The 22,111-nt window shown below is 61.9% G+C and carries 21 protein-coding genes, 1 tRNA gene and 1 pseudogene; 14 read left to right on the forward strand and 9 right to left on the reverse strand.

The genetic code is table 11. From position 1 onward, the window contains the following. Positions 1 to 53 precede the first annotated feature (53 nt). The 5 genes from VIZ63_RS22925 (at position 54) to VIZ63_RS22945 (ending at position 4,768) form a co-directional block, all read left to right on the forward strand. Complete coding sequence (locus VIZ63_RS22925) at positions 54 to 2,228, forward strand: AsmA family protein (RefSeq protein ID WP_331612144.1); 2,175 nt, start codon at positions 54 to 56, stop codon at positions 2,226 to 2,228. Between the two features lie 15 nt (positions 2,229 to 2,243). Further along, a complete protein-coding gene (locus VIZ63_RS22930; RefSeq protein WP_331612145.1) occupies positions 2,244 to 2,900 on the forward strand; it encodes a hypothetical protein in 657 nt (218 codons plus the stop codon). Beyond that, on the forward strand, positions 2,897 to 3,979 hold the full coding sequence (gene mutY, locus VIZ63_RS22935) for an A/G-specific adenine glycosylase (protein ID WP_331612146.1): 1,083 nt from the start codon (positions 2,897 to 2,899) through the stop codon (positions 3,977 to 3,979). Before VIZ63_RS22930 ends, mutY begins: the two co-directional genes overlap by 4 nt. Continuing rightward, complete coding sequence (locus tag VIZ63_RS22940) at positions 3,966 to 4,379, forward strand: PaaI family thioesterase (protein ID WP_331612147.1); 414 nt, start codon at positions 3,966 to 3,968, stop codon at positions 4,377 to 4,379. The genes mutY and VIZ63_RS22940 overlap by 14 nt, the downstream gene beginning before the upstream one ends. 116 nt (positions 4,380 to 4,495) lie before the next feature. Beyond that, positions 4,496 to 4,768 (forward strand): oxidative damage protection protein, encoded by a 273-nt coding sequence (locus tag VIZ63_RS22945; RefSeq protein ID WP_331612148.1) that lies wholly within the window; start codon positions 4,496 to 4,498, stop codon positions 4,766 to 4,768. Between the two features lie 214 nt (positions 4,769 to 4,982). Here the strand turns inward: VIZ63_RS22945 and VIZ63_RS22950 are convergent, their stop codons facing one another. Continuing rightward, on the reverse strand, positions 4,983 to 8,801 hold the full coding sequence (locus VIZ63_RS22950) for a response regulator (protein ID WP_331612149.1): 3,819 nt from the start codon (positions 8,799 to 8,801) through the stop codon (positions 4,983 to 4,985). Positions 8,802 to 9,378: 577 nt separating this feature from the next. Here VIZ63_RS22950 and VIZ63_RS22955 point away from each other — a divergent pair. After that, positions 9,379 to 10,452, forward strand: coding sequence for a metallophosphoesterase (locus tag VIZ63_RS22955; RefSeq protein ID WP_331612150.1), 1,074 nt, complete (start codon positions 9,379 to 9,381; stop codon positions 10,450 to 10,452). A 36-nt stretch (positions 10,453 to 10,488) separates the two neighbouring features. On the opposite strand, the gene VIZ63_RS22960 is transcribed toward VIZ63_RS22955, so the two are convergent. Then, on the reverse strand, positions 10,489 to 10,644 hold the full coding sequence (locus tag VIZ63_RS22960; RefSeq protein ID WP_331612151.1) for a hypothetical protein: 156 nt from the start codon (positions 10,642 to 10,644) through the stop codon (positions 10,489 to 10,491). Positions 10,645 to 10,932: 288 nt separating this feature from the next. Here VIZ63_RS22960 and VIZ63_RS22965 point away from each other — a divergent pair, with 288 nt between their 5' ends. Genes VIZ63_RS22965 through VIZ63_RS22975 form a run of 3 tightly spaced genes read left to right on the forward strand, consistent with a single transcriptional unit; the run spans position 10,933 to position 13,440 of the window. After that, on the forward strand, positions 10,933 to 11,394 hold the full coding sequence (locus tag VIZ63_RS22965; RefSeq protein ID WP_331612152.1) for a hypothetical protein: 462 nt from the start codon (positions 10,933 to 10,935) through the stop codon (positions 11,392 to 11,394). A gap of 5 nt (positions 11,395 to 11,399) precedes the next feature. After that, on the forward strand, positions 11,400 to 12,773 hold the full coding sequence (locus VIZ63_RS22970; protein ID WP_331612153.1) for an FAD-containing oxidoreductase: 1,374 nt from the start codon (positions 11,400 to 11,402) through the stop codon (positions 12,771 to 12,773). A 34-nt stretch (positions 12,774 to 12,807) separates the two neighbouring features. Continuing rightward, the gene (locus VIZ63_RS22975; protein ID WP_331612154.1) at positions 12,808 to 13,440 is read left to right on the forward strand and encodes a trimeric intracellular cation channel family protein; all 633 of its coding nucleotides are present in this window, start codon (positions 12,808 to 12,810) and stop codon (positions 13,438 to 13,440) included. 115 nt (positions 13,441 to 13,555) lie between these two features. Here VIZ63_RS22975 and egtD read toward each other — a convergent pair whose 3' ends face one another. Both egtD and egtB read right to left on the reverse strand, forming a co-directional pair. After that, positions 13,556 to 14,524, reverse strand: a complete 969-nt coding sequence (egtD, locus tag VIZ63_RS22980) for an L-histidine N(alpha)-methyltransferase (protein WP_331612155.1) — start codon at positions 14,522 to 14,524, stop codon at positions 13,556 to 13,558. A gap of 36 nt (positions 14,525 to 14,560) precedes the next feature. Beyond that, positions 14,561 to 15,841: an ergothioneine biosynthesis protein EgtB gene (gene egtB / locus VIZ63_RS22985; protein ID WP_331612156.1), complete on the reverse strand. Its 1,281-nt coding sequence runs from the start codon at positions 15,839 to 15,841 to the stop codon at positions 14,561 to 14,563. A gap of 289 nt (positions 15,842 to 16,130) precedes the next feature. On the opposite strand from egtB, the gene VIZ63_RS22990 reads away from it, so the two are divergent. The 5 genes from VIZ63_RS22990 to VIZ63_RS23010 all read left to right on the forward strand — a co-directional run bounded on the left by VIZ63_RS22990 (position 16,131) and on the right by VIZ63_RS23010 (position 19,471). Next, positions 16,131 to 16,206: transfer RNA gene (locus VIZ63_RS22990), tRNA-Phe, on the forward strand. A 284-nt stretch (positions 16,207 to 16,490) separates the two neighbouring features. Next, a complete protein-coding gene (locus tag VIZ63_RS22995) occupies positions 16,491 to 17,489 on the forward strand; it encodes a site-specific integrase (protein WP_331612157.1) in 999 nt (332 codons plus the stop codon). 185 nt (positions 17,490 to 17,674) lie between these two features. Continuing rightward, positions 17,675 to 18,823 carry a Fic family protein gene (locus VIZ63_RS23000; RefSeq protein ID WP_331612158.1) on the forward strand — a complete coding sequence of 383 codons (1,149 nt, stop codon included), beginning with the start codon at positions 17,675 to 17,677 and terminating at the stop codon, positions 18,821 to 18,823. A 156-nt stretch (positions 18,824 to 18,979) separates the two neighbouring features. Beyond that, complete coding sequence (locus VIZ63_RS23005; protein WP_331612159.1) at positions 18,980 to 19,189, forward strand: hypothetical protein; 210 nt, start codon at positions 18,980 to 18,982, stop codon at positions 19,187 to 19,189. A gap of 12 nt (positions 19,190 to 19,201) precedes the next feature. Then, positions 19,202 to 19,471 (forward strand): hypothetical protein, encoded by a 270-nt coding sequence (locus tag VIZ63_RS23010; RefSeq protein WP_331612160.1) that lies wholly within the window; start codon positions 19,202 to 19,204, stop codon positions 19,469 to 19,471. A 123-nt stretch (positions 19,472 to 19,594) separates the two neighbouring features. On the opposite strand, the gene VIZ63_RS25725 is transcribed toward VIZ63_RS23010, so the two are convergent. The 5 genes and pseudogenes from VIZ63_RS25725 to VIZ63_RS23035 all read right to left on the reverse strand — a co-directional run bounded on the left by VIZ63_RS25725 (position 19,595) and on the right by VIZ63_RS23035 (position 21,980). Beyond that, on the reverse strand, positions 19,595 to 19,810 hold the full coding sequence (locus VIZ63_RS25725) for a hypothetical protein (RefSeq protein WP_331612161.1): 216 nt from the start codon (positions 19,808 to 19,810) through the stop codon (positions 19,595 to 19,597). Positions 19,811 to 19,848: 38 nt separating this feature from the next. Then, the gene (locus VIZ63_RS23020; protein WP_331612162.1) at positions 19,849 to 20,766 is read right to left on the reverse strand and encodes a hypothetical protein; all 918 of its coding nucleotides are present in this window, start codon (positions 20,764 to 20,766) and stop codon (positions 19,849 to 19,851) included. Beyond that, positions 20,745 to 21,161, reverse strand: a pseudogene (locus VIZ63_RS23025) (transposase); the annotation flags it as partial. The pseudogene VIZ63_RS23025 and the gene VIZ63_RS23020, both read right to left, overlap by 22 nt. Positions 21,162 to 21,258: 97 nt before the next feature. After that, positions 21,259 to 21,747 carry an NYN domain-containing protein gene (locus tag VIZ63_RS23030; protein ID WP_331612163.1) on the reverse strand — a complete coding sequence of 163 codons (489 nt, stop codon included), beginning with the start codon at positions 21,745 to 21,747 and terminating at the stop codon, positions 21,259 to 21,261. A 5-nt stretch (positions 21,748 to 21,752) separates the two neighbouring features. Then, a complete protein-coding gene (locus VIZ63_RS23035) occupies positions 21,753 to 21,980 on the reverse strand; it encodes a hypothetical protein (RefSeq protein ID WP_331612164.1) in 228 nt (75 codons plus the stop codon). Positions 21,981 to 22,111: the final 131 nt, after the last annotated feature.

Consider the following 22,111-nt stretch of genomic DNA (forward strand, 5'->3'; position numbering starts at 1 on the left):
ACAGTGGCGGTGTGCCGTCGTACTCGATCTGCCCACGCCTGCGAGGAGAATTCATGCGAGTGTTCAAGATTGCCGCCGTTGCCGTCGGCGCAGTGCTGGCGCTGATCGTCGTGGCAGTCACGCTGGTCGTGCTGTTCGTCGATCCCAACGATTACCGCGACGACATCGCGACGCTGGTGGAGAACAAGACCGGCCGCAAGCTGACATTGAGCGGCGACCTGAAACTGTCGGTCTTTCCCTGGATCGCGCTGGAAACCGGCGCCGCCAGCCTGAGCGAGCGGCAGGGATTCGGTGACGAGCCGTTCGTGTCCATCGACGGCGCCCGCCTCAGCGTGCGGCTGTGGCCGCTGTTGCGTGGCCAGCTCGAGATCGGCAACGTCAAACTCCAGGGCGCGCGTATCCGGCTCATCACCGACGAGCAGGGACGCGAGAACTGGGCGGATCTGACCGAGGGCAACAAAGCCGACGAGACGGCGGCGGACAAGCCGGCCTCGCTGCCGACGCTCGCCGGGCTCGAGATCAGGGACTCGTCCATCACGATGGAAGACCGTCAGGCCAGGTCGCGACGGGTCGTGCGTGACTTCAACCTGGAGACCGGGCGCTTCCAGTCCGGCACGGCGTTTCCGCTGAAGACCGACTTCGTACTCGATGAAGGCGCTTCGCTGTCGTTGAACGTACATGTCGGAGCCACAGTTACCGCGGACCTGGAAAGCAACAAACACCAGTTCGCCGATCCGCAGATCGACGTGACAGTGTCGGGACAGGGCTACCCGTCGGACGGCATTCCGGTGCAGGTCCGGGCCCAGTCTCTCTCTCTCGATATCGGACAGGAGTTGTACCAACTTGACGGTCTGCGCCTGACGACGACCTGGAAAGGTGACGGAATACCGCCTGCCGGGGTGCCGGTGGCCCTGCAGGCGCAACAGCTGACGGCCAACCTCGCGACGCAAAAGGCGGATCTGTCGGAATTCAGCGCCGACGTGGCGGGCGCGAGCCTGACCGGCGCGCTGCACGGCGAAGAGATCCTCGACAACCCGCGCCTGAGCGGGCCGTTGCGGCTCGCGCCCATCTCGCTGCGCGAGTGGCTGCCGAAACTGGGTGTCGCCGTGCCGGTCACCGCGGACCCGCAGGTCCTGAAGGCCTTCAGCTTCCTCAGCGACGTGTCGCTGACGAAGGAGGCGGCCGAACTCAAGGGCGTGGACCTGAAGCTGGACGACACGAGCGCCAAGGGCTCGCTCGGTATCGCGAACTTCGCCACGAAAGCGCTGCGCTTCGATCTCGACGTGGATCGCATCGACGCCGATCGCTACCTCGAACCGCCTGCCGATGCGCCGGCAAAGAAAGTGGCGAGCAAGGAGAAGAGCCCGCCGGTCGACATTCCGATCGATGCCCTGCGCGAGCTGAACGCGCGTGGCGAACTGCGCGTCGGCGAGGCCATTTTCTCCCGCATCAAGTTCACGCGATTGCGGCTTGGCGTGAATGCGCGCGACGGCAAGGTGCGATTGAATCCGTCCGAGGCGTCCATCTATGGCGGCACCTATCGCGGCGACATCGGCATCGATGCCAGCGGCGAGTCGGCGCACGTCAGTCTCAACGAGCAGGTCAGCGGCGTGGACTTCGCGCCGCTGTTCAAACAGCTGCTCGACACGGACCGCTTCTCCGGCAAGGGCAACGCCACCATCAAGGCGGTGGGCACGGGGCGCAACAGCGACGAATTGCTGCGGACGCTCGACGGCAACATCGCCTTCAGCGTGGCCGATGGCGCGCTCGAGGGCACCGACCTCTGGTATGAGATCCGTCGCGCCCGTGCGGTGCTGAAGCAGCAGGCAGTTCCCGAGCGCGCGGTGCCGGTTCGCACGACCTTCGAGTCGCTCAAAGGGACGGGTGTGATCGACAACGGCCGGGTGCAAAGCAACGACCTCGACGTGTCGATGCAGTACCTGAAGATCGGCGGCAAGGGCTCGCTCGACCTGCCGACGAGCGCGCTCGACTACCAGCTCCTGGCCACCGTGCTGAAGATTCCGCGCGAAGGTGTCGACGCCTCACAGATGCAGGACCTCGTCGATGCCGAAATTCCGGTGAAAGTCACCGGCACGCTCGACGATCCGAAGGTGCGACCGGACATCGAAGGCTATGCGAAAGGCCGGGTGAAGGAGGAGCTCAAGAAGCAGGAAGAAAAACTGCGCGACAAGCTCGGCGACAAACTGAAGGATCTGTTCAACCGGTAGCAACGAGACGACATCGTGATCGGTAGTCAGGCGATACAGCAAGCGGCCGACAGGTTCTGTCTTCCGGCGTCATCGCCCGAGCGTCGCCTTGGCCCGTGTCTGCTGTTTGCGCTCCTCATCGTTCCATCCGCGCACGCTTTCGAGATCGAGCGCTCCCAGGCCACCTATGCCGACAAGCATTACCAGTACGAACTCGTCGCGATCATCGATGCACCTGCCGATCGGGTGCAGGCCGTGCTGCGCGACTACGAACACTACCCGCAGCTCGATTCGCGCATCCTCGAGGCGCGCGTGATTGAGCGTCCGTCCAGCTATGTGTCCATCCTCCAGACCACGGTGCGTGCCTGCTTCGGCCCGTTCTGTCGCAACGTCAAGCGCATCGAACGGGTCGAGGAATCGCCGCTGGAGCTCACGGCGAAAGCCGATCCGCAGCGCAGCGACGTGAAATTCGGCGAGACCAGTCTGATGCTCTCCGTGACCAACGGCCGTACGCGCGTGAGCTACCGCACCAGCATCGTTCCGGATTTCTGGATCCCACCGATTCCCGGCCGCCGCTGGCTGCTCCATACACTGGAAGACAGTACGACCCATTTGTTTCGCGGCGTCGAGAAACGGGCGCAGGCGTCGGGCGATCACGATGCCGCGCCCATCGACAGCGGCGAGAAGCCATGACCGCACTGACGAGCGCTACTGCGCCGGGCGTGCCTGACCGCGTGCTCACGTGGTTCGATCATTCCGGCCGCAAGCACCTGCCCTGGCAGCAGGATCGTACGCCGTATCGCGTGTGGGTCTCGGAAGTGATGCTGCAGCAGACGCAGGTGGCAACGGTGATCCCGTACTACGAGCGCTTCATGGCGCGCTTCCCGGATGTGCAGGCATTGGCGGCCGCCCCGGTCGACGAAGTGCTGCATCTGTGGACGGGGCTGGGGTACTACGCACGCGGCCGCAACCTGCAACGCGCCGCGCAGGTGATCGTTGCAGAGCACGCAGGCGTGTTTCCCGAGGCGCTGGAAACCGTGCAGTCGTTGCCGGGGATCGGACGCTCGACGGCCGGTGCGATCCTCGCGCTGTCGCGCTCGCAGCGCCATCCGATTCTCGATGGCAACGTGAAGCGCGTGCTCACGCGCCATTTCGGCATCGACGGCTTTCCGGGCGAGACGAAGGTGGAGCGGGAACTGTGGCGACTCGCCGATCTGTGCACGCCTGCGCAACGCGTGGCCGACTACACCCAGGCGATCATGGATCTCGGTGCGACGCTGTGCGTGCGCTCGCGTCCGCTGTGCGATGTGTGTCCGCTCCGTCAGACGTGCATCGCACGCATCGAGCATCGACAGTCATCGTTGCCGACAGCGAAACCGAAGAAGGCACGTCCGCAACGTGTGGCCATTGCAGTCATCGCCGTCAACGAGACGGGTGCCATCCTGCTGGAGCGACGCCCACCCACCGGCCTCTGGGGCGGCCTGTGGACGTTCCCGCAGTTCGAGGATGCCGAATCGGCGGCGACCTGGATCGATCGTGCCGGCCGGCAGACAGTGCAGGGTCGCCAGCTGCCCGAGTATCACCACGCGTTCTCTCACTACGACCTGACGCTGCAGCCCTTGCTGATACGCGTTGCCGCGGGGGCGGGAGTCGCGGAGGAGGGCATCCGATTGTGGTACGACCCGCAGCAACCGGCGCGAGTCGGCCTCGCCAAGCCGGCGGTCGATCTGATCGCCGGGCTGTCCACCGGGAAGACCGATGACCAGGGATGAAATCCTCCGCGTCCAGCCGCCCGTGGCGCAGTTGCTCGGCCGCGAAGTGATCGACATCGATTCCGTGAACGGCGGCGCGACGCTCGGCTTCACGGCGAAGCCGGAATTCGCGAATCGTCACGGCACGGTGCAGGGCGGCCTGATTGCCGCCATGCTCGATGCTGCAACCGCACTTGCGCTGTACGCGGTGCTGCCCGTCGAGCAAACCGCCGTCACCACCAATCTGAATGTCTCGTTCCTGCAGCCCGGCCACATCGGAGCGTTCGTTGCTGTCGGCAAACTCGTCTCACGCGACCGTCGCTATGGCGAAACGTCTGCCGAACTGCGCAATCCCGAAGGTGTCCTCGTGGCGACGGCGGTGGCGAAGTTGCGGATCATCAAGAGAAGGATCAACAAGTAACCGCATAGAACGCAAAGAACGCAAAGAACGCATAGCCAAAAAGGAAGTTGGAACAGTGCATGTTGTGTTCCTCCGACTTTGCGCTCTTTGCGTTCTATGCGGTTAAACTCTTTCTTATGGCCAGAACAGTGAAATGTGTGTTGTTGGGCGTCGAGGCCGAAGGCCTCGACAAGCCGCCGTATCCGGGTGAGCTCGGACAGCGGATCTACGAGAACGTGTCGAAGGAAGCGTGGCAGCGCTGGGTGAAGCATCAGACGATGCTGCTCAACGAATACCGGCTGTCGCCCATCGAGCCGAAGGCGCGCAAGTTCCTGGTCGCGGAGATGGAGAAGTTCTTTTTCGGCGGCGGCTCGGAGAAGCCCGAGGAATTCGTGCCGAAGGAGAGCTGATCAGGGACGGTGGGACCAGTAAATCCGGTTCCAGGGACTGTGGGTCCGGCTTCAGCCGGACGGGAGAGGGCTGCTGGGTACTGGGTTCTGGGCTGCTGGCCAGAGGGAACGGCAGCCGCATCTCGAGTTTCCGCATTCTTGCCAGCAGCCCAGCGCCCGACAGCCCTGGAAGAATGTCCGGCTGAAGCCGGACCCACAAAGAAGCAGCAGGGCCTCAGCCGACCTGCCGCGCGCTCTCGTCCAGCAAGCCGCGCAGCGCTTCCGACACCCGGTTGAATTCCTGATCGATCCGCTCGATCTCCTGGCTCCAAGCACCGCCCGTTCCCGCCTTGGCCCGGGCTTCCAGGTTGCGCGCCAGTTCGGCGAGTTCTTCGACATGCAGGTTGGCGCTGGCGCCCTTGAGTTTGTGTGCGCCGCGCGCCATGCCCTGCAGATCGCCCAAGCGGGCGGCGTTGCGCAGTGCCTGGACCGTTTCCTCGGTGCCGAGCAGGAAGGTCGTGATCAGGTCGTTCGCGAACTCGGCATCGCCATCGGCGACTTCCATGATGCGGGCACGTACCGACTGCGCTGTCGAACCCGCGGCAGCCGGTGTCGTGAGCAGTCGTTCTTCGTTCGGTCCCGGCGCGTGCGTCATGAAGCGATCGAGGACATCCTGCAGCCGATTGATGTCGAGCGGCTTGGTGAGGTAGTCGTCCATGCCCGCGGACAGGCAGCGTTCCAGCTGGCCCATCATGGCATTCGCCGTCAGCGCGATGATCGGTATGCGCGGGCCGTTGCCTTCCTTCTCGCGAATGCGCTGCGTGGCTTCCAGTCCATCCATCACCGGCATCTGCATGTCCATGAGGATGAATGCCCAGCGTTCGCAGTCGTAGGCTTCGACTGCCTGCAGGCCGTTGTCGACGGCGCGGACTTCGCAGCCGAGGCGTTCGAGGAAGCGACGCGCCACGCGTTGATTGATCGCGTTGTCCTCCACGAGCAGCACTCGACCCGAGTAGCGGCGTTTGGCTTCGCCGGCGATCAGCGTATTGCGGGTGATGATGGGTTGACTGCGCAGGTGCCAGTCCTCGGCGTCGTGGGAAAGGGTCTTGTTCAGGGTGTCGAACAGTTCGCGCGAGCGCACGGGCTTGGTGAGATACGCGGCGAAGCCGATATTCGCGAAGCGTTGAATGTCGCCCGAGCGATCGAGCGACGTGAGCAGGATCAGCCGTGCTGGCGGAATCGATCGGTCCTGAACCAGGCGTTCGCCCAGCATCGCGCCGTCCATGTCCGGCATGTGATAGTCGAGCACGACGATATCGAACGGCGCGGCGTGTGCAGCGCGCATGACCGTCAGCGCCTCTTCGCCGGACGCTGCAACTTCAACGTCGTAGCCTGCATGAGTCATCTGCGTCGCCAGCACGCGGCGATTGGTTTCGTTGTCGTCGACGAGCAGCACGCGTCGACCGCGCGGCATCTCGGGCGCGCGTTCCTCCTCGCTGCTTCCTGTCGCCGGTTCCATCGGCACCGTGAACCAGAATGCCGAGCCTTGGCCGACTTCGCTGTGCGCGCCGACCTGGCCGCCCATCAGTTCGACCAGCTTGCGCACGATCGACAATCCCAGTCCGGTGCCGCCGAAACGGCGGGTCGTGGACGAGTCGGCCTGCGTGAATGGCTGAAACAGGTTCGCGAGCGACTCCGGCGGAATACCGATGCCGGTGTCGCGGACTTCGAAATGCACCAGTGCGCGACCGTTCTGTCGTCCCAGCGAACAGACCTCGACCACGACTTCGCCGCTCTGGGTGAACTTGATGGCATTGCCAACCAGGTTGAGCAGACACTGTCGCAGGCGCTGCGGATCGCCGACCACGTGCTGCGGCACTTCGGGACGCACGTTGACCACCAGTTCCAGATTCTTCGCAGCGGCCTGGAACGCCATCATCGAACCCACTTCATCCACATTGGCGGTGAGATCGAGTTCGAGATATTCGACGTCGAGCTTGCCGGCTTCGATCTTCGAGAAATCGAGAATGTCATTGAGGATCGTCAGCAGCGAGTCAGCGCTGGCGCGGATCGTCTCGGCATACTCACGCTGCACGCGGTCCAGTCCCGTATCGAGCAACAATCCGGTCATGCCAATCACACCGTTCATGGGCGTGCGGATCTCGTGGCTCATGGTGGCCAGGAACGTACTCTTGGCGCGGCTTGCGGCTTCCGCGTCTGCGGTGGCGCTGATCAACGCTTCGCGTGCGGCGCGCGCCTCGGTGATGTCATGCATGGACCCCGAGAGCAGCGTGGGCTCACCCGTGGCGTCGCGCTGCGCGGTGGCACGGCTGCGCAGCCATATGTAGTGACCGTTCTTGCGCCGCAGCCGGTACTCGATGTCGAACGGTTCGTGGCGATTGAAGTGATCCTGCGTCATCTGCTGCAATCGGGGCAGGTCGTCCGGATGGACAAGGCCGTGCAGCGCGGCGAGCGTCGACTCGAGTTCACCCTGCAGATAGCCGGTCATGGCGAAGAAACGCGGCGACACCCAGCAATGCGCGGTCCGGGTATCGATCTCGAACAGTACATCCTGAGTGCCCGACACCGCGCGTTGGAAGCGCGCCTGGGCCTCGCGCAGCTGTGCCGCCTGGCGTTCGATCTCACGCAGCGCCTCTTCTTCACGGGTGACTTCCCAGTCGACGCCGAGAATGCCGCTCACCTTGCCGTTACGGCCGCGCAGAATGCGCGCATGCATCTGGATGTGCTGCACGTTGCCATTGACCAGGACCCTATAGCGATGCTGGATGCGATCCTCGCCACCCGCCGCCGATTCCACTGCACGCTGGAAGACGTTCTGGTAGTCGACGAAATCATCGGGATGCACGCAGTCGGTCGCGTACTGCGCACCGAGCAGGCGCGTGACCCCGCCCAGTCGTTTCACGAAGGGGCTGTCGTCGGCGACGGTGACGACGTCATTGCGCACGTCCCAGTGCCACATCGAAATTCCGGCCGCCTGATTCGCCATCGCCAGCCGGTCTGCCGCGATACGCCGATCGTTTTCCGCTGTCTCGGCGCGTTGCAAGGCGAGGCGCAGCTCCTCTGTTTCGTCGCGTGAGCGCGCGGCTTCGGCAAGCGCGACAGCCTCGGCGCGCGACTTGCGCATATGGGCGCTGCCATACAGGCTCGTGACGAGAATCGCGAAGAGCGTCACCGAGTGATGCTCGAGATAGGTCCACCAATGGGTGTCGTACATCGACACGATCGGCGCGATCAGCAGCAGCAGGCTGCTCAATGCCGCCACCGCCATGATGTGCCAGGTGCGGTTGGACGACAGGCACAGGGTCACGGCGAGCAGGTAGCCCATGCCCACGACGGCATCCAGCATGTTCGTGAGATCGAAGGCGAACACGAGCAGGCACAGCGTGAACATCCATGCCAGCAAGTTGTAGCGTCGCGACGCGTCGTTCGCCAGTCCGTCCTCGATGACCTTGCGCCGCTCGTCCTCGGGAAGATTGATCAGGCCACGCAGGTACACGCGCAGGCAGAACATGCCGAATAGAAGCAGCGAGACCAGAATCAGTCCCGCGGCGCTGACGGACAGATAGGACTGCCCGAACAACCGGCCGATGACTGCACGTTCGCGGTCCAGCGGCAGGTCCAGTACCAGCACGCCGCCATTGCGATCGTTGACGGCGTAGCGCAGATGCGGCTGCCCGGCGATGTCTTCGAAATCGATCGTTGGCTGCTGCGGGTTCTCGCGGAGCCTGGCGATGGCCGCCGCGGCGAATTCGCCGGTGGCGGCCGGGATGGCATCGCCGCTGAGCGCATTCGCGAAATGCAGTGCCGTGAACGAGCGTTCGTTGAGGTTCAACGCCCGGTTGCCGTTGGCGAGCATGGCCTCGGAAATGGCGTAGGCCTTCGAGATGGCGACATCCGCACCGATCCGTTGCGCGACCACTTTCTTCTGCAGCAACAGCGGCGTGCCGGCAATGGAGAGGAATAGCACCAGCGCCAGGATCGCCACGATGGACGCCTGCCCTGCCAAAACTTCGAGAACCCCCCTCGATTTCATCCCACGCTCCGCGGACCGCTCATTGGCTGTAGAACGGCGCACCACCTGAAAACTGGATTCGGCACGGACCCCGCTCGTCGGTGTTGTGAAGGGAGCCCGCTCTGCTGCGTATCCAACGCCTGATTGGCGGATCATCCATATCCCGCACAAGGCCTTATGTAAGGGGGGCGTGGGGATCTACGCAACGGCAGCTCCATGGAACCGTGACGCACTTTTGCGGCGCCGACCGATCCTGTGATCCGGGTCACAGCGACCCCGACGCCGCCCCCCTGTCGTCCGCTCCGATGGCGCGCAATCAGGAAGTGTCGTCGCGAGTCAACGAGTCCAGCAGGGACCAGGCGGCTCGCGCGACCTCGGAGACTTTCATTTCAATCTCGAGTCGGGACATGCCAAGGTAGTCGCAGCGGTGCTGGCCGTGTCAGCCGGATACAGGATCAATCCTGGAATGAAGTACGCAGCAAGTGCGGAGGTCGGGCACTCCGGGAGTCGTCTGTCCAGCGTGGATCAGCCGCAGGAGCCAGCCGCAGCGCGACAGGCGGGCCACGCCTTTCGACGGGGCTGCGTAAAGAAACGCCGCATGCGCAGCGTCATTGCCGTGCTGCCGTTGCTGGCGGCAGGCGCGCTGGCAACGCCGTTGGACGATGGCCCGTACGTAGCCCGTCAAGCGGATGGCAGTGGCCTCACCCGATCGATCAGCGGCGAGGCAGTGAAGGAAGGGCGCATCGCCATCGGCCAGGCGTTCACGGTTGGCGCCGTAGGCGCCATGCCAGCCTTCGAGGTTCAACTACGACCCGTCGAGACGCCGGCACGCGATGAGATTCGCCTGAATGCCAACACGCCGATGTTCGTGGTCGCCGATACGCACGGCGAGTATGAAATCCTGGGCGAACTGCTGCGCAAACAGCGCATCGTCGACACGTCGCTGCGCTGGTCGTTCGGCAAGGGCCATGTCGTATTTCTCGGCGATGTGTTCGATCGCGGTCCGCACCAGATCGAGATCCTGTGGCTGATCTATGAACTGCAGCGGCAGGCATCCAGGGCCGGCGGCGGCGTTCATCTGCTCATCGGCAATCACGAAGCGATGGTGATGCGCGGTGACCTGCGTTACCTCAATCCGAAGTATCAGGCGACGGCCAGAACGTTGGGGGCGCCTTCCTATGTCGACCTGGTCGCCGCCGATACGGTGCTTGGTCAATGGCTGCGCTCGCGTCCCGCAGTACTGAAGATTCGTGACCTGCTGTGTCTGCACGGCGGTATCTCGCCGCAACTCGTCGAGCGTGGACTGACCGTGTCGCAGATCAATGCGACAGTGCGCGAGGCATTGTCAGGTGAAGAGTCGCCGCAGATCGATTGGCTGATGGGGCCGTTGGGTCCGCTGTGGTACCGCGGCTATTTCGCGGACGCGCAGGGTGAAGCTTCAGCGACGACGGCGGACATCGATGCGATGCTCCGGCACTTCGGGGTGACGAAGATCATCGTCGGGCATACGCGCGTGCCGACGGTGACGTCGCTATACGACGGCAAGGTCGTGGCCGTGCAGGTGTATCCGCATCGGGATGCGGCGTCGGCTCAGTCGGTGATGGAGGCATTGCGGATCGAGGGTCGCGTGGTGAAGCGGGCGACCATCGCTGGCGCGCTGGAGCCGCTGTGACCGCGGCTCCTCAATCGCGCGCCACGCGGGCGATGCTCAGGCGAGCTGCGTGACGGTGACGACCGGGCGACCTGACGTCAGTGACTCGACGCCCATGGCGCCAAAGGCGAGGCTGCCGCTGACGATGACGACGGCCAGCAGCAGGCAGACGGCGCTCTGAACGAAACCGCGATTCGTGGGCTGAGTGAACATGGCAATTCCCCTTCTCTGTTGGTGCCTCCACCGTGGAGGCTCGCAACAGATATTGCAGGGAGCGTGCCAACCGCCGCATTGCCTGAAAAACCAGCGAATTCCAGCGTCTTTTGCGGTCGTCCTGTACGCCGCGGACAATTTTTCTGTCCGCAAAGTGTCCGCGTACACGCGCGGCAGTGTCCGGTGTCCGGTGGCGAGCAGTCGCAGCCGGAAACGGGCCTGCTGCCTGGATCGCCTGAACATGCCAGACTGCGACGCAAGTCGCCGCCATCGTCACAAGGAGTATCGATGTTCTACGTCCTTGCCTTGTTCGTGGGAATCATCGCGGGCCTGCGTGCGATGACGGCGCCCGCCGCCATTGCCTGGGCAGCGCATCTCGGTGTTCTCGATCTCACCGGTTCCTGGCTCAACTTCTTTGCCCACGCCTGGACGCCGTGGATCTTCACGGTGCTGGCGCTGGGTGAGCTCGTCACAGATCAATTGCCGTCCACACCCAGTCGCACGGTGCCGGTTCAGTTCGGTACGCGCCTGCTGAGCGGCGGCATCTGTGGCGCCGCGATTGGTTTCGCCGGCGGATCGTTGTGGGCCGGCGCCGTCGCCGGTGTCATCGGTGCGGCGATCGGAACCCTCGGCGGCAGAGCCTGTCGCGCGAAGCTCGCAGTCGCATTAGGCAAGGATCGGCCGGCGGCCTTCATCGAAGATGCGGTCGCGATTGCCGGTGCGGCACTCATCGTCGTCGCGATGGTGTAACGGCCATGCAATCCTTCGATGCCATCATCATCGGCGCAGGGCAGGCGGGTCCGTCGCTGGCGGGCCGGTTGACAGACGCAGGCATGACCGTCGCATTCGTCGAGCGAAAATTGTTTGGCGGTACGTGCGTGAACACCGGATGCATGCCGACCAAGACGCTCGTCGCCAGCGCCTATGCGGCGCATCTCGCGCGCCGCGCCAATGATTTCGGGATAGTCATCAACGGTACCGTCACCGTCGACATGCCGCGGGTGCATGCTCGCGCCGCAGCGGTGTCGACCAATGCCAGGACGGGTCTCGAGCGATGGCTGGCGGGCATGCAGGGATGCACCGTGTTCCGCGGCCCGGTGCGATTCGAATCGGCGCGCAACGTACGGGTCGGTGACGAACTGCTGACGGCGCCGAAGATCTTCATCAATGTCGGCGGTCGCGCGGTCGTTCCGGATTTTCCCGGCGTCGATCGCGTGCCTTTTCTGACCAACACGTCGATGGTGGCGCTCGACCGTGTTCCTGAGCATCTCGTCGTGGTCGGCGGCAGCTACGTCGGCCTGGAATTCGCGCAGATGTATCGCCGCTTCGGTGCAAAGGTCACGGTGGTGGAGAAGGGCCCGCGCATCGTGTCTCGTGAGGATGAGGAGGTCTCCACCAGCATTACCGAAATCCTGCAGGCCGAAGGCATTGCAATTCGCACGAGTGCCGAATGCATCCAGCTCGCGCCGCACACAGCGGGCGTGGAAGTGCACGTCAGTTGCACGGCTGGTGATCCGAGTGTCACCGGCTCCCACGTGTTGCTGGCCGTCGGTCGCCAGCCCAACACCGACGACCTGGGCCTGGACAAGGCAGGGGTTGCGATGGATCGTCGCGGCTACATTCAGGTCGATGACTCGCTGGCGACCAACGTCGAAGGCATCTGGGCGCTCGGAGATTGCAATGGGCGCGGGGCTTTCACGCATACCGCGTACAACGATTTCGAGATCGTGGCGGCCAATCTGCTCGACGGTGCGCAACGGCGAGTCAGTCAGCGCATCCCTGCATATGCGCTGTACATCGATCCGCCGCTGGGTCGCGTCGGCATGACCGAGGCTCAGGCTCGCGCCGCGGGCAAGCGCCTGTTGATTGCACGCCGGCCGATGACCAAAGTTGGGCGTGCCATCGAGAAAGGCGAGACCCAGGGATTCATGAAGGCCGTCGTCGATGCCGATACGAAACGCATTCTCGGCGCAGCGATTCTCGGTGTCGGCGGCGACGAGGCGATCCACGGCGTCGTGGACATCATGAATGCCGACGTGCCATATACGGTGCTGCAGAACGCCGTGCCGATCCATCCGACCGTCTCGGAGTTGATTCCTACGCTCCTCGGCGATCTGCGACCTGCGTAGTAGCCGCCGCCATTTGCGGTGCACGAGAGGCCGCATGTTGCACATACTGTTTCTGATCGCCATCACGGCGGAAGCGATGACGGCTGCACTCGCGGCGGGTCGACGCAGCATGGATTGGGTAGGCGTGTGCCTGCTGGGGTGCGTCACCGCGCTGGGCGGCGGATCGGCGCGCGATGTACTGCTGGGTCACTACCCACTGACGTGGGTCGAACATCCCTACTATCTGGCGATCACGGCCGGCGCTGCGCTGGCCACCATTTTTCTTCCGAAGATCATGCGTCACCTGCATCAGTTGTTCCTGCTGCTCGACGCCGTGGGTCTCGTGGTGTTCACGGTCATCGGCTGCAATGTGGCGATGCAGCTCGGGCTGCCAACCGGGGTGGTGATCGTGTCGGGGATGATCACGGGCTGCGTCGGCGGTGTGCTGCGCGATGTGCTGTGCAATGAGATCCCGCTGCTGTTCCGTCGTGAACTGTATGCCAGCGTCTCGGTCATTACCGGCTGTCTGTACATCGCTGGTCTCTATCTCGGCTATCCGCACCTTCTTGTCACGATCGGCGCGATGCTCGTCGGTCTGGCGCTGCGACTGCTCGCGTTGCGTTTCGAATGGAACATGCCGAAGTTCGTCTATGCCGAAGAGAAGACCGCGGACCCGGGCGATCGATGATGGCTGCGCACCGATGAAGATCGTCCGGCGCTAAAGCCGGACCCCCAGTGAGAAACGAAAGGCATGCGCCGAGTCCACGCCGCCGGGCGGACGAAGGAGGCGCAGGACGCAGGGGCTATTGCACCCTGACAGGCTCCAGCAGCTGCACGCTGAATTTCTTTTCCGCGTCCGTCCATACACGCGTTGACGTCAGGCGCGCCGAGGCTGCCAGGCTTTCGAAACCAGCCTGCGTGTACTTGTGGCAGTACTCTGTTCGCAGGTGTTCGCCGCGCGAAAACCGGATGGGAGTTCCCGACACGTCGACCACCTGATCGCGTTTGCTGATCAGGTGCATTTCGATGCGGCCCTGTTCCTCGTTCCATACCGCATCATGTTCGAAGGCAGTGAGATCGAACTTGGTGCCGAGCTCCCGGTTGATGTGACGCAGCGCATTGAGATTGAACTGCGCGGTGACGCCGGCACTGTCGTTGTAAGCAGCGCGGAGCACATCGGGATCCTTCTGCAAGTCGATGCCGATCAGCACGGCGCCCGTATCGCCCACGATCTCGCGCATGCGCTGCAGGACTGCGCGCGCCTGGTCGCGGCTGAAATTGCCGAGCGTGGAGCCCGGGAAATACACGACCCGTCGTTGCGCGTCCTGCAGCTGCTTCGGCAGTTCGAAGGGGGCTGTGAAATCCGCACACACGGGAAAGATGCGCACCGCCGGATAATCGCGCGCAAGCGTATTCGCGGCTTCGATCAGGTGTTCACGCGCGATGTCCACCGGCACATAGGCGGCCGGCGCCACCAGGTGATCGAGCAGCAGTCGCGTCTTGAGGCTCGTGCCGCTGCCGAACTCGATGAGTGCCGCCTGTGGCCCGATGATCTGCGCCATCTCGGCGGCATGCTCCTGCATGATGCCGAGTTCGGTGCGGGTGAGGTAGTACTCGGGCAGCTCACAAATACTGTCGAACAGTGTCGAGCCGTACTCGTCGTAGAACCAGACGGGCGACAGTTCCTTCGGTGTGCGGCGCAGTCCGTCCAGCACCGATGCGGCGAGCTGATCGACGCGTGAAACGGGAATGACAGTGGGACGCTTCGTCATTACAGCTGACTCCTCAACGAATCATCGCGGACCGACTCATGCATCGCGTGCGAGTCGCAGCCCCATGAATTGCCAACGTGCCTGGGGGTAGAAGAAGTTCCGATACGTGGCGCGTACATGATCCGCGGGCGTGGCGCAGGACCCGCCTCGCAACACGAACTGATTGCACATGAACTTGCCGTTGTATTCGCCCAGCGCACCGGCGGCCGGGCGATAGCCGGGATAGGCAACATACGGCGAGGCCGTCCATTCCCACACATCGCCAAACAGCTGGTGCAGTCGATCGCCACCGCTCGCGGCTCGCGGATGCGGAGCCGCCGTCGGCGCATTTGTCAGCAGATTGCCCGCGACGTCGCATCGTGAAGCAGCGAGTTCCCATTCGGCTTCCGTCGGCAATCGCGCACCGCTCCAGCGTGTAAATGCGTCCGCTTCGTAGTAACTCAAGTGGCACACCGGCGCTGCCGGATCGAGCGATTGCAGGCCGGCGAGCGTGAATTCCGTATCCAGCGACTCCGTCCAGTACAGCGGTCGCGCCCAGCCTTCGGCATTCACGGTGCTCCAGCCATCCGACAGCCAGCAATCCGGGCGTCGATAGCCGCCGTCCTGGACGAATTCGAGATACTCGGCATTCGTCACCAGACGATCTGCGAGTGCGTAGTTCTCCGTGAGCACGCGATGGCGCGGCATCTCGTTGTCGAAACAGAAATGTTTGCCAGACGCGCCGATCTCGCCGATCTGGCCTTCGAAGCCGATGAAATGAACGGCTGCGGGCGGCACGTTCGACATGCGACGCATGGACGGAAGATAGGCCGGCAGCAAAGGATTGGAGGACAACAGATGCTTGATGTCGGTCAGCAGCAGTTCCTGGTGCTGCTGCTCATGATTGAGACCCAGCGTCACCAGCTCGACGATGCGATCGTTGTCGGCCTCGCGAAGCAGCAGTTCCCGCAGGTGATCGTCGACATGCGCGCGATAACGCTTCACCTCGGCGACGGTGGGTCGCGTGAGCAAACCCCGCCGCGGCCGTTGGTGCATTGGCCCAAGCGTCTGGTAGTAGGAGTTGAACAGATAGTCGAAGCGCTCATCGAACACCCGGTAGTGTCGCGAATGAGGCTTGAGCAGGAAGGTCTCGAAGAACCATGTCGTGTGCGCCAGGTGCCACTTCGCGGGACTCGCGTCCGGCATGCTCTGCACGACGTAGTCTTCGGTTTGCAGGGGCTGGCACAGGGCGATCGAGAGTGAGCGGACGCGGGAAAATCGATCCGCGAGGGATTCAGCGGAACGGCAGGCAGCGGCGGCGGTTTCGGCGATGGCCATCAAACGCTCCTATATATGTATGTGCGCAGCTGGCGGAGGAATTAATCCAACGCCTGATACACGAGCAAAGTTGCAGCCAATACATCACAGGTCAGCGCCGATGCCTACCCTGCCAAAACAGTCACTTACGACTCAGCCCAGGTCGTCAAGCCTACCCAGAACGCGCGCGGCAGTCTGAGACAATCCGGCTATGTCGTGCCAGGAAGGTTTGCCTTGACGGCTCGCCCCCTCGCCGCTCTAATACGCGCCTCTTTTCGGGCCGGGATCCACACCCGTCCCAAGCCTTCCTGGCCAGGTAGCTCAGTTGGTAGAGCAGCGGACTGAAAATCCGCGTGTCGTTGGTTCGATTCCGACCCTGGCCACCACTTTTCCCTAGAAAACAAGGCTTTTTCACGTTCGTCGCGCGGACTATAGCGTGTCGAACATGACACCTTTGGACCAGTTTCGGACCACGAACCCAGATGTGGACGAACAGCTAAAAGCCGCTCGCTAGACGGGTCTCCATTCACTTCTGGAGACCTGACATGGCATCGATTGATAACCGTCCGAACAAACACTCGAAAAAGACCTGGCGTGCCCGCGTGCGAGCAAAGGGTTTTAGGGATATCACCCGTTCCTTTGACACCAGGCAGAAGCCTGGGCCAAGCGAGTGGAGGCACAGCTTTTTGCTGGAATCGACACGGTCCCTGACCTTTCAGCTGAGCTGACCTTGAGTGAGGCGCTGGACAAGTACAAGGAGGAAGAGAGTCCGAACAAGAAGGGAAGTGTTCAGGAGATGCGGAGGATTGAGGCATGGAAGAAGCATCCTCTCGCAAAATTGAAACTGTCCCTTCTGACGCCTCAACACTTCCTTGCGTACCGCAAGGAACGACTGAAGAAGGTCGCCAAGAATACGGTCCGGCTCGATCTGTCCCTGATCAGCGTGCTGTTCAAAGTAGCTGCTGACGAATGGGGTATGCCGTATTTGAAGAATCCCGTTTCGCTTCGCAAGTTGAGCGTCAGCAAGGGGCGTGATCGTCGCCTTAAGGACGAGGAGGGCACCCGATTCGAACGTGAGCTCCTCAAGTGTCGTAACGTGATGGTGCGGCTGATCGTGGCTTTTGCTGTTCATACGGCCGCGCGACAGGGCGAGATTCTTCGTTTGCAGCGCGCGGACATAAATCTCAAGCGCCGCACCGTTATCTTCCGCGACACGAAGAACGGCGATGATCGCGCGGTTCCCCTGTCACGGGATGCCTTGGTGATCATCGAGGGCTTGCTCAACCATCATGATGGCGAGCAAGTTTTTCCGATTACGCGCGACGCGTTGGTTTCAGCGTGGCGCCGGATTCTGCAGCGGGCAGAGATCAAGAACTTTCGTTTCCACGATCTGCGCCATGAGGGTACGACTCGTCTTTTCGAACGGGGTCTGACGACAATGGAAGTCCAGAAAATTACCGGCCACAAGACGCTCTCGATGTTGCTCCGCTACACACAAATGAACGTGGATCACGTCGTGGATCGCTTGGACGCTACCGAGCCGGCTAAGGGGCTCGATCGGATTGCGGTAGCGGCTTTTGCTATGAAGCCGGCGGCCGAGGCTGCTGCCTGCGCTGAAACTGAAGAGGCACTGCCCAAGACCGTAGTTCCGTTCCGCGCTCGTCGTTAGTTGTGGAGCTGGGCCGCCCCTCGAATGGCGGCGGCCCGATTTCAGATCCGGCCAGGGATCCGGCCATCTACGGATCCTTAGTGCTTCCAATAGCATGATTTTATAGCTATTCTTCCGGCCATTAAACCGGCCACCGAGAGCCCTCTCAGGGGAGCGAGTTGACGCCAAGCGCTGCAGAGCCTTTCATGCCGGCCGAGGGCACGGAAACGCTAGAGAACTTGGCGTTCGATTTGGCGCGAGAAGCAAGCGAGCTCTCCGGCCAACTCCATCCGACAGTTCGCCTGTCCGTGGCCGAGCTGGTTCGTTCGATGAACTGCTACTACTCGAATCTCATCGAGGGCCACAATACGCACCCTCGAGATATCGATCGCGCATTGGCCGCTGACTATTCGGCGGATCCTCATCGTCGAGATCTGCAGCTCGAAGCGCGCGCTCACATTGAGGTGCAGCGAATGATCGACGCGCGCACGGATTTTCCGAAGCCACCGGCTTCGCGAGCATTTATTGAATGGACGCACCGGGAGTTCTGTTCGCGCCTGCCAGAAAGTTTGCTGGTCGTCGAGAATCCGGACACTCGCGAGTGTCTGCCCGTCGTTCCGGGCGAAATGCGGAAGCGCGGTGTGGCCGTAGGTCGTCACGTCCCGCCACAGGCAGAAGATCTACCCGCGTTCCTGGCTCGATTCGAGCAGGCCTACTCCTCTGGCCGACTCACGAAGGCTCGTCAAGCTATCGCTGCGGCTGCTGCTCACCACCGTCTTCTTTGGATCCATCCATTTCTTGATGGCAACGGTCGCGTCACGCGACTCATGTCTCACGCAATGCTGCTTGATCTGGGGGTCGGTTCCGCTCTTTGGTCGATCTCTCGAGGCCTAGCTCGCCGCTCAACGGATTACAAGCGACTGTTGATGGCGGCTGATGAGTCACGCAAAGGCGACTTGGATGGGCGTGGTGCTCTGTCGCAGAGCGCACTGATCGAATTTTGCAGTTTCTTTCTGGAGTGCTGCCTTGACCAGGTTCGATACATGCGAGAGCTTCTCGAGCCCTCTGAGCTTCAGCGCCGAATGGAGTTGTATGTACGCGATGAGGAAGATGCCGAGCGGCTGCCGAAGCGAAGCTTCGCTCTGTTGCGGGAGGCGTTGCTATCGGGAGATTTGGATCGAGGTCGCGTTCCAAGACTTATCGATGTGAGCGAGCGCACCGCCCGTCGTGTGATCTCTGCCCTTGTCGAAAAAAAGTTGCTCGTTTCAGAGTCTCACAAAGCGCCGCTTCGTCTTGGTTTTCCGATCGATGTAGTTGAGCGATGGTTTCCAAGGCTCTATCCGCTCGGATCGTAGGAAATAGCCGAGCACATTCCTGTACTAGGCATTGGGTTTCGAAGCGAACAGAAAATTAGTAATGGATCAAGCCACACACAACAAGATTGTTTCCTTCAGGAAACACCGCCGGCACCTGAATCGCCCATCGAAAGCAAGAAGGCTGAGATTCCCCCGTTGGCCGCACAGGTCACAAAGGTTCGCGAGCACTTGAAGAACAACCCGAAGAACCGTCCGGGCACACTCAAAAAGCTCCGAAGTGTCCTGGAGTCCCTGTTCGCTAAGAAGCTGGATTCAGAAGCCCTGGACCGGCTTGAGAAGGAGCTCATCAAGCAGAAGATCGTGACGGAGGCTGCCGGAAAGCTGACGTACGGCGTGAAGGGATAGAGACTGTACGCCGTGGCCACCGCTTCGCGTTCTCCACTGAAGGCAAAACCGCTTCGCACTCCCGGTCAGTCCATCAGCGACGAGATTCAGAAAGTCCTGGATGACAAGGTGCTGCTAGCTCTATTGGTAGTCGCAGCCTTATGGATGATCGCCCTGATTGAGTGGTTCGGCGTCCTCGCGAAAGCTCCCCGCATGCCGTGGATTTATACGGCGATCGCCATCGCCGCCACCGGATACGCTGCATGTCAGTTCCGGGGAATCAAGCGACGAGTGGCGCAGTAGGACTTCCCTGGACAGGCATCGATCGGACTTCCCACATGCATCCCTGGACAGGCTCGCAGATGTCGACCGTGGGTGAACGGGATCTCGGCAGGCTCGGGGCGGACGAAGAGAGGTAGTCGGGTCTCAGCCGTAGAGCTTGCTCGCGCTGCGAAGCCCGCGTACCCAGGATTGACCGAGCGTATTCGCATGCAAGCGCATGTGGTCGAGCTTGCCCATGGCCCGACCAAACACATTCCCGCGTTTCCGCATTGCGGCCTTCCAGGCCTCGGCCTCAATGTTCAGGCGCTGAGCGATCGCGGGGAGTCGTTCGTCAATGAAACCTCGCTTGTCGTTGCGCACGCAGCGCCCGCTCCAATCGACGAGCTCAAGATAGTCATTCAATGGGTACGGAATGGCGGCTTCATCGTTGATGCCACGGGCGAACGACCGCAGCGGTACAGCGATGCGTTTTGTCTCCTCGTGCCGCGCATCCTTCGCCTTCGAGGCACGAATGCGTTCGTAATGGACGTGTACTCAGACGCCTCCGGGGTGGCTGCGATGCCGGCTCGAATGGGATTGAGGTCGACATAGGCCATTGCGGTCAGCAGTCCGGCTTCATCGAGCAGCGCCTGGGACTTGAAGCGCCCCTCCCAAAACTTGCCCGTGCAGTTGTCTTCTGCGTTCGCTCTTCGAGCTAAATGCTCGTTCAACGATTTCATGAACCAGCTGATGTCATACAACCGTCGGCGCCACAACTCGATCATGGACTCCGCGAGTTCCCGTTCCGCCTCGAGCGCCTCGCCGGCTAAGTAGTGACGAATGCAGGCGGGCGTCCCGAAGATTTGCGTCCATCGCACAGCAACCTCCGCGCGGGACAGTGACTTCGCTTGCCTCTCATCCACGTACAGCACCAGATGGTAGTGATTCGACATCACTGCAAACGCACAAATCTCGATCGAGAAGATCGAAGTGAGCAGACGCAACCGCTCGAGGATCCATTCCTTGCGATGCGAATAGTCGCGTCCGGCGTACTCGTCAAACCCCCATAGCCAGGCGCGGCGCACGCACCGAGCCACCACGTGGTAGTACGGCGTGTCGTTCAGACAGACCAGAGCCTTCCTTGCGTAGCCCATTGCCACCTCCCTGCGCGCGCCGATAGTCGACAGGCTACATATATAGGTGATCGGTCCGATTCGAAGTTTGCGACTAAGTCGGTGGGTCACCGAGAAACGCGAGGAATCAGTGCCTGTCCAAGGTGTTGTGCGAGGAATCAGTGCCTGTCCAAGGTGTTCTGTCAGGTGTTCTGTGCTGTCCAAGGTGTTCTGTGCGGCCGACGCTGGTTGTAGAACTGGAAGTAGCGAGCGAGGCCCGAACGCGCGGCGCTCACCGTGTCGTACGCGTGCAGATAAACCTCTTCGTACTTCACCGACTTCCAAAGCCGCTCGACGAACACGTTGTCGCGCCATCGGCCCTTGCCGTCCATGCTGATCGCGATGCCGTGCTGCTCGAGGACGGAGGTGAACTCCAGGCTCGTGAACTGACAACCCTGATCCGTGTTGAAGATCTCGGGCGTACCGTAGTTCGCCAGCGCCTCCTCGAGCGCTTCGGCGCAGAAGTCCGTCGTGAGTGTATTCGACAATCGCCACGACAAGACTTTGCGCGTGCACCAGTCGATCACGGCCACCAGATACACGAAACCGCGCGCCATCGGGCCGGGAAAACGGGAAAACTTTCCGAGCGACTGAAGACTGATGCAGCGTTATCCCGCTTTCCCGGCCCGGCACCGATAGCGCGGCTTGTACCCAGACTCAAACTTGTTTGCCTTGCAAAAGGAGTGAGTCATCGATCGGTACAAAGCGAGTGGCCGCCCTCTTCAGCGAATGGGCTGTGAGTTGGGCGACGCCGTAGATCTCCACTTCGATCCCATGGCGGTCTCGGAGTCGGTGCACGAGCACATCGAAATCTCCGTCTCCCGAGGCAAGAACGACAACGTCTGCGATGCCGACCGCGTCCAGAACATCGAGTGTGATGCCGACATCCCAGTCGCCTTTCGAAGATCCGTCGGCGCGGCTGATGAAAGGTTTGAGCTTCACGTCGAAGCCGATGCCGCGCAGGATGTTCTGGAACTGTTTCTGTTTCTCATCGCCGCGGTCGATTGCAAAAGCTGTGGCTGTCACGACTTCGCGATCCGCGCTCACCTGACGCCAGAATGCGTTGTAGTCGAAGTGAGCATTGAAGGCCTGCCGCGTCGTGTAATAGATGTTCTGGACGTCGGCAAAAATGGCAACGCGTTTCACTGTGTTCAATCTCCGCTGCCTGCCAAAGTGACCTGCCGCATTTCCTCTCGACGAACGGCTTCCTCACGGACCTCATCGAGGGCAAGCCTGACTTCACCGACATCTGCGACGCTTTCGTCTTTCACGAAGGCACCGGTGAGTTGTGTTTCGGGTTTGAGTTCGCCCAGTTCAAAGAGCGTCCACCTCTGGGCATATTGAGCGGTCAGTAGTTCTGGCGCGAATCGGCCCAGCATTTCAGTGATGTTCTGTACATCGCGCTGAAGCAGCGTGAATGCGTTGTTGTTACTGGCCGCATTCTGCAGGCCCTGGGGAATTATCAATCTTTTCTCACGGTTGACGGTTCGCGGCGGAAAGTTACAGGGTT

This window comes from Povalibacter sp. (genome assembly GCF_036520495.1).
Classification (GTDB): Bacteria; Pseudomonadota; Gammaproteobacteria; order Steroidobacterales; family Steroidobacteraceae; genus Steroidobacter.

Excerpts from the sequence above, each read along its gene's own strand:
- VIZ63_RS22975 (WP_331612154.1), top strand. The coding sequence starts at position 12,808 with ATGTTGCACATACTGTTTCTGATCGCCATCACGGCGGAAGCGATGACG.
- VIZ63_RS22965 (WP_331612152.1), top strand. The coding sequence starts at position 10,933 with ATGTTCTACGTCCTTGCCTTGTTCGTGGGAATCATCGCGGGCCTGCGT.
- mutY (WP_331612146.1), top strand. The coding sequence starts at position 2,897 with ATGACCGCACTGACGAGCGCTACTGCGCCGGGCGTGCCTGACCGCGTG.
- egtB (WP_331612156.1), bottom strand. The coding sequence starts at position 15,841 with ATGGCCATCGCCGAAACCGCCGCCGCTGCCTGCCGTTCCGCTGAATCC.
- VIZ63_RS23000 (WP_331612158.1), top strand. The coding sequence starts at position 17,675 with ATGCCGGCCGAGGGCACGGAAACGCTAGAGAACTTGGCGTTCGATTTG.
- VIZ63_RS22970 (WP_331612153.1), top strand. The coding sequence starts at position 11,400 with ATGCAATCCTTCGATGCCATCATCATCGGCGCAGGGCAGGCGGGTCCG.
- VIZ63_RS22925 (WP_331612144.1), top strand. The coding sequence starts at position 54 with ATGCGAGTGTTCAAGATTGCCGCCGTTGCCGTCGGCGCAGTGCTGGCG.
- VIZ63_RS22940 (WP_331612147.1), top strand. The coding sequence starts at position 3,966 with ATGACCAGGGATGAAATCCTCCGCGTCCAGCCGCCCGTGGCGCAGTTG.
- VIZ63_RS22955 (WP_331612150.1), top strand. The coding sequence starts at position 9,379 with ATGCGCAGCGTCATTGCCGTGCTGCCGTTGCTGGCGGCAGGCGCGCTG.
- egtD (WP_331612155.1), bottom strand. The coding sequence starts at position 14,524 with ATGACGAAGCGTCCCACTGTCATTCCCGTTTCACGCGTCGATCAGCTC.
- VIZ63_RS22960 (WP_331612151.1), bottom strand. The coding sequence starts at position 10,644 with ATGTTCACTCAGCCCACGAATCGCGGTTTCGTTCAGAGCGCCGTCTGC.
- VIZ63_RS22945 (WP_331612148.1), top strand. The coding sequence starts at position 4,496 with ATGGCCAGAACAGTGAAATGTGTGTTGTTGGGCGTCGAGGCCGAAGGC.
- VIZ63_RS23035 (WP_331612164.1), bottom strand. The coding sequence starts at position 21,980 with ATGCTGGGCCGATTCGCGCCAGAACTACTGACCGCTCAATATGCCCAG.
- VIZ63_RS22950 (WP_331612149.1), bottom strand. The coding sequence starts at position 8,801 with ATGAAATCGAGGGGGGTTCTCGAAGTTTTGGCAGGGCAGGCGTCCATC.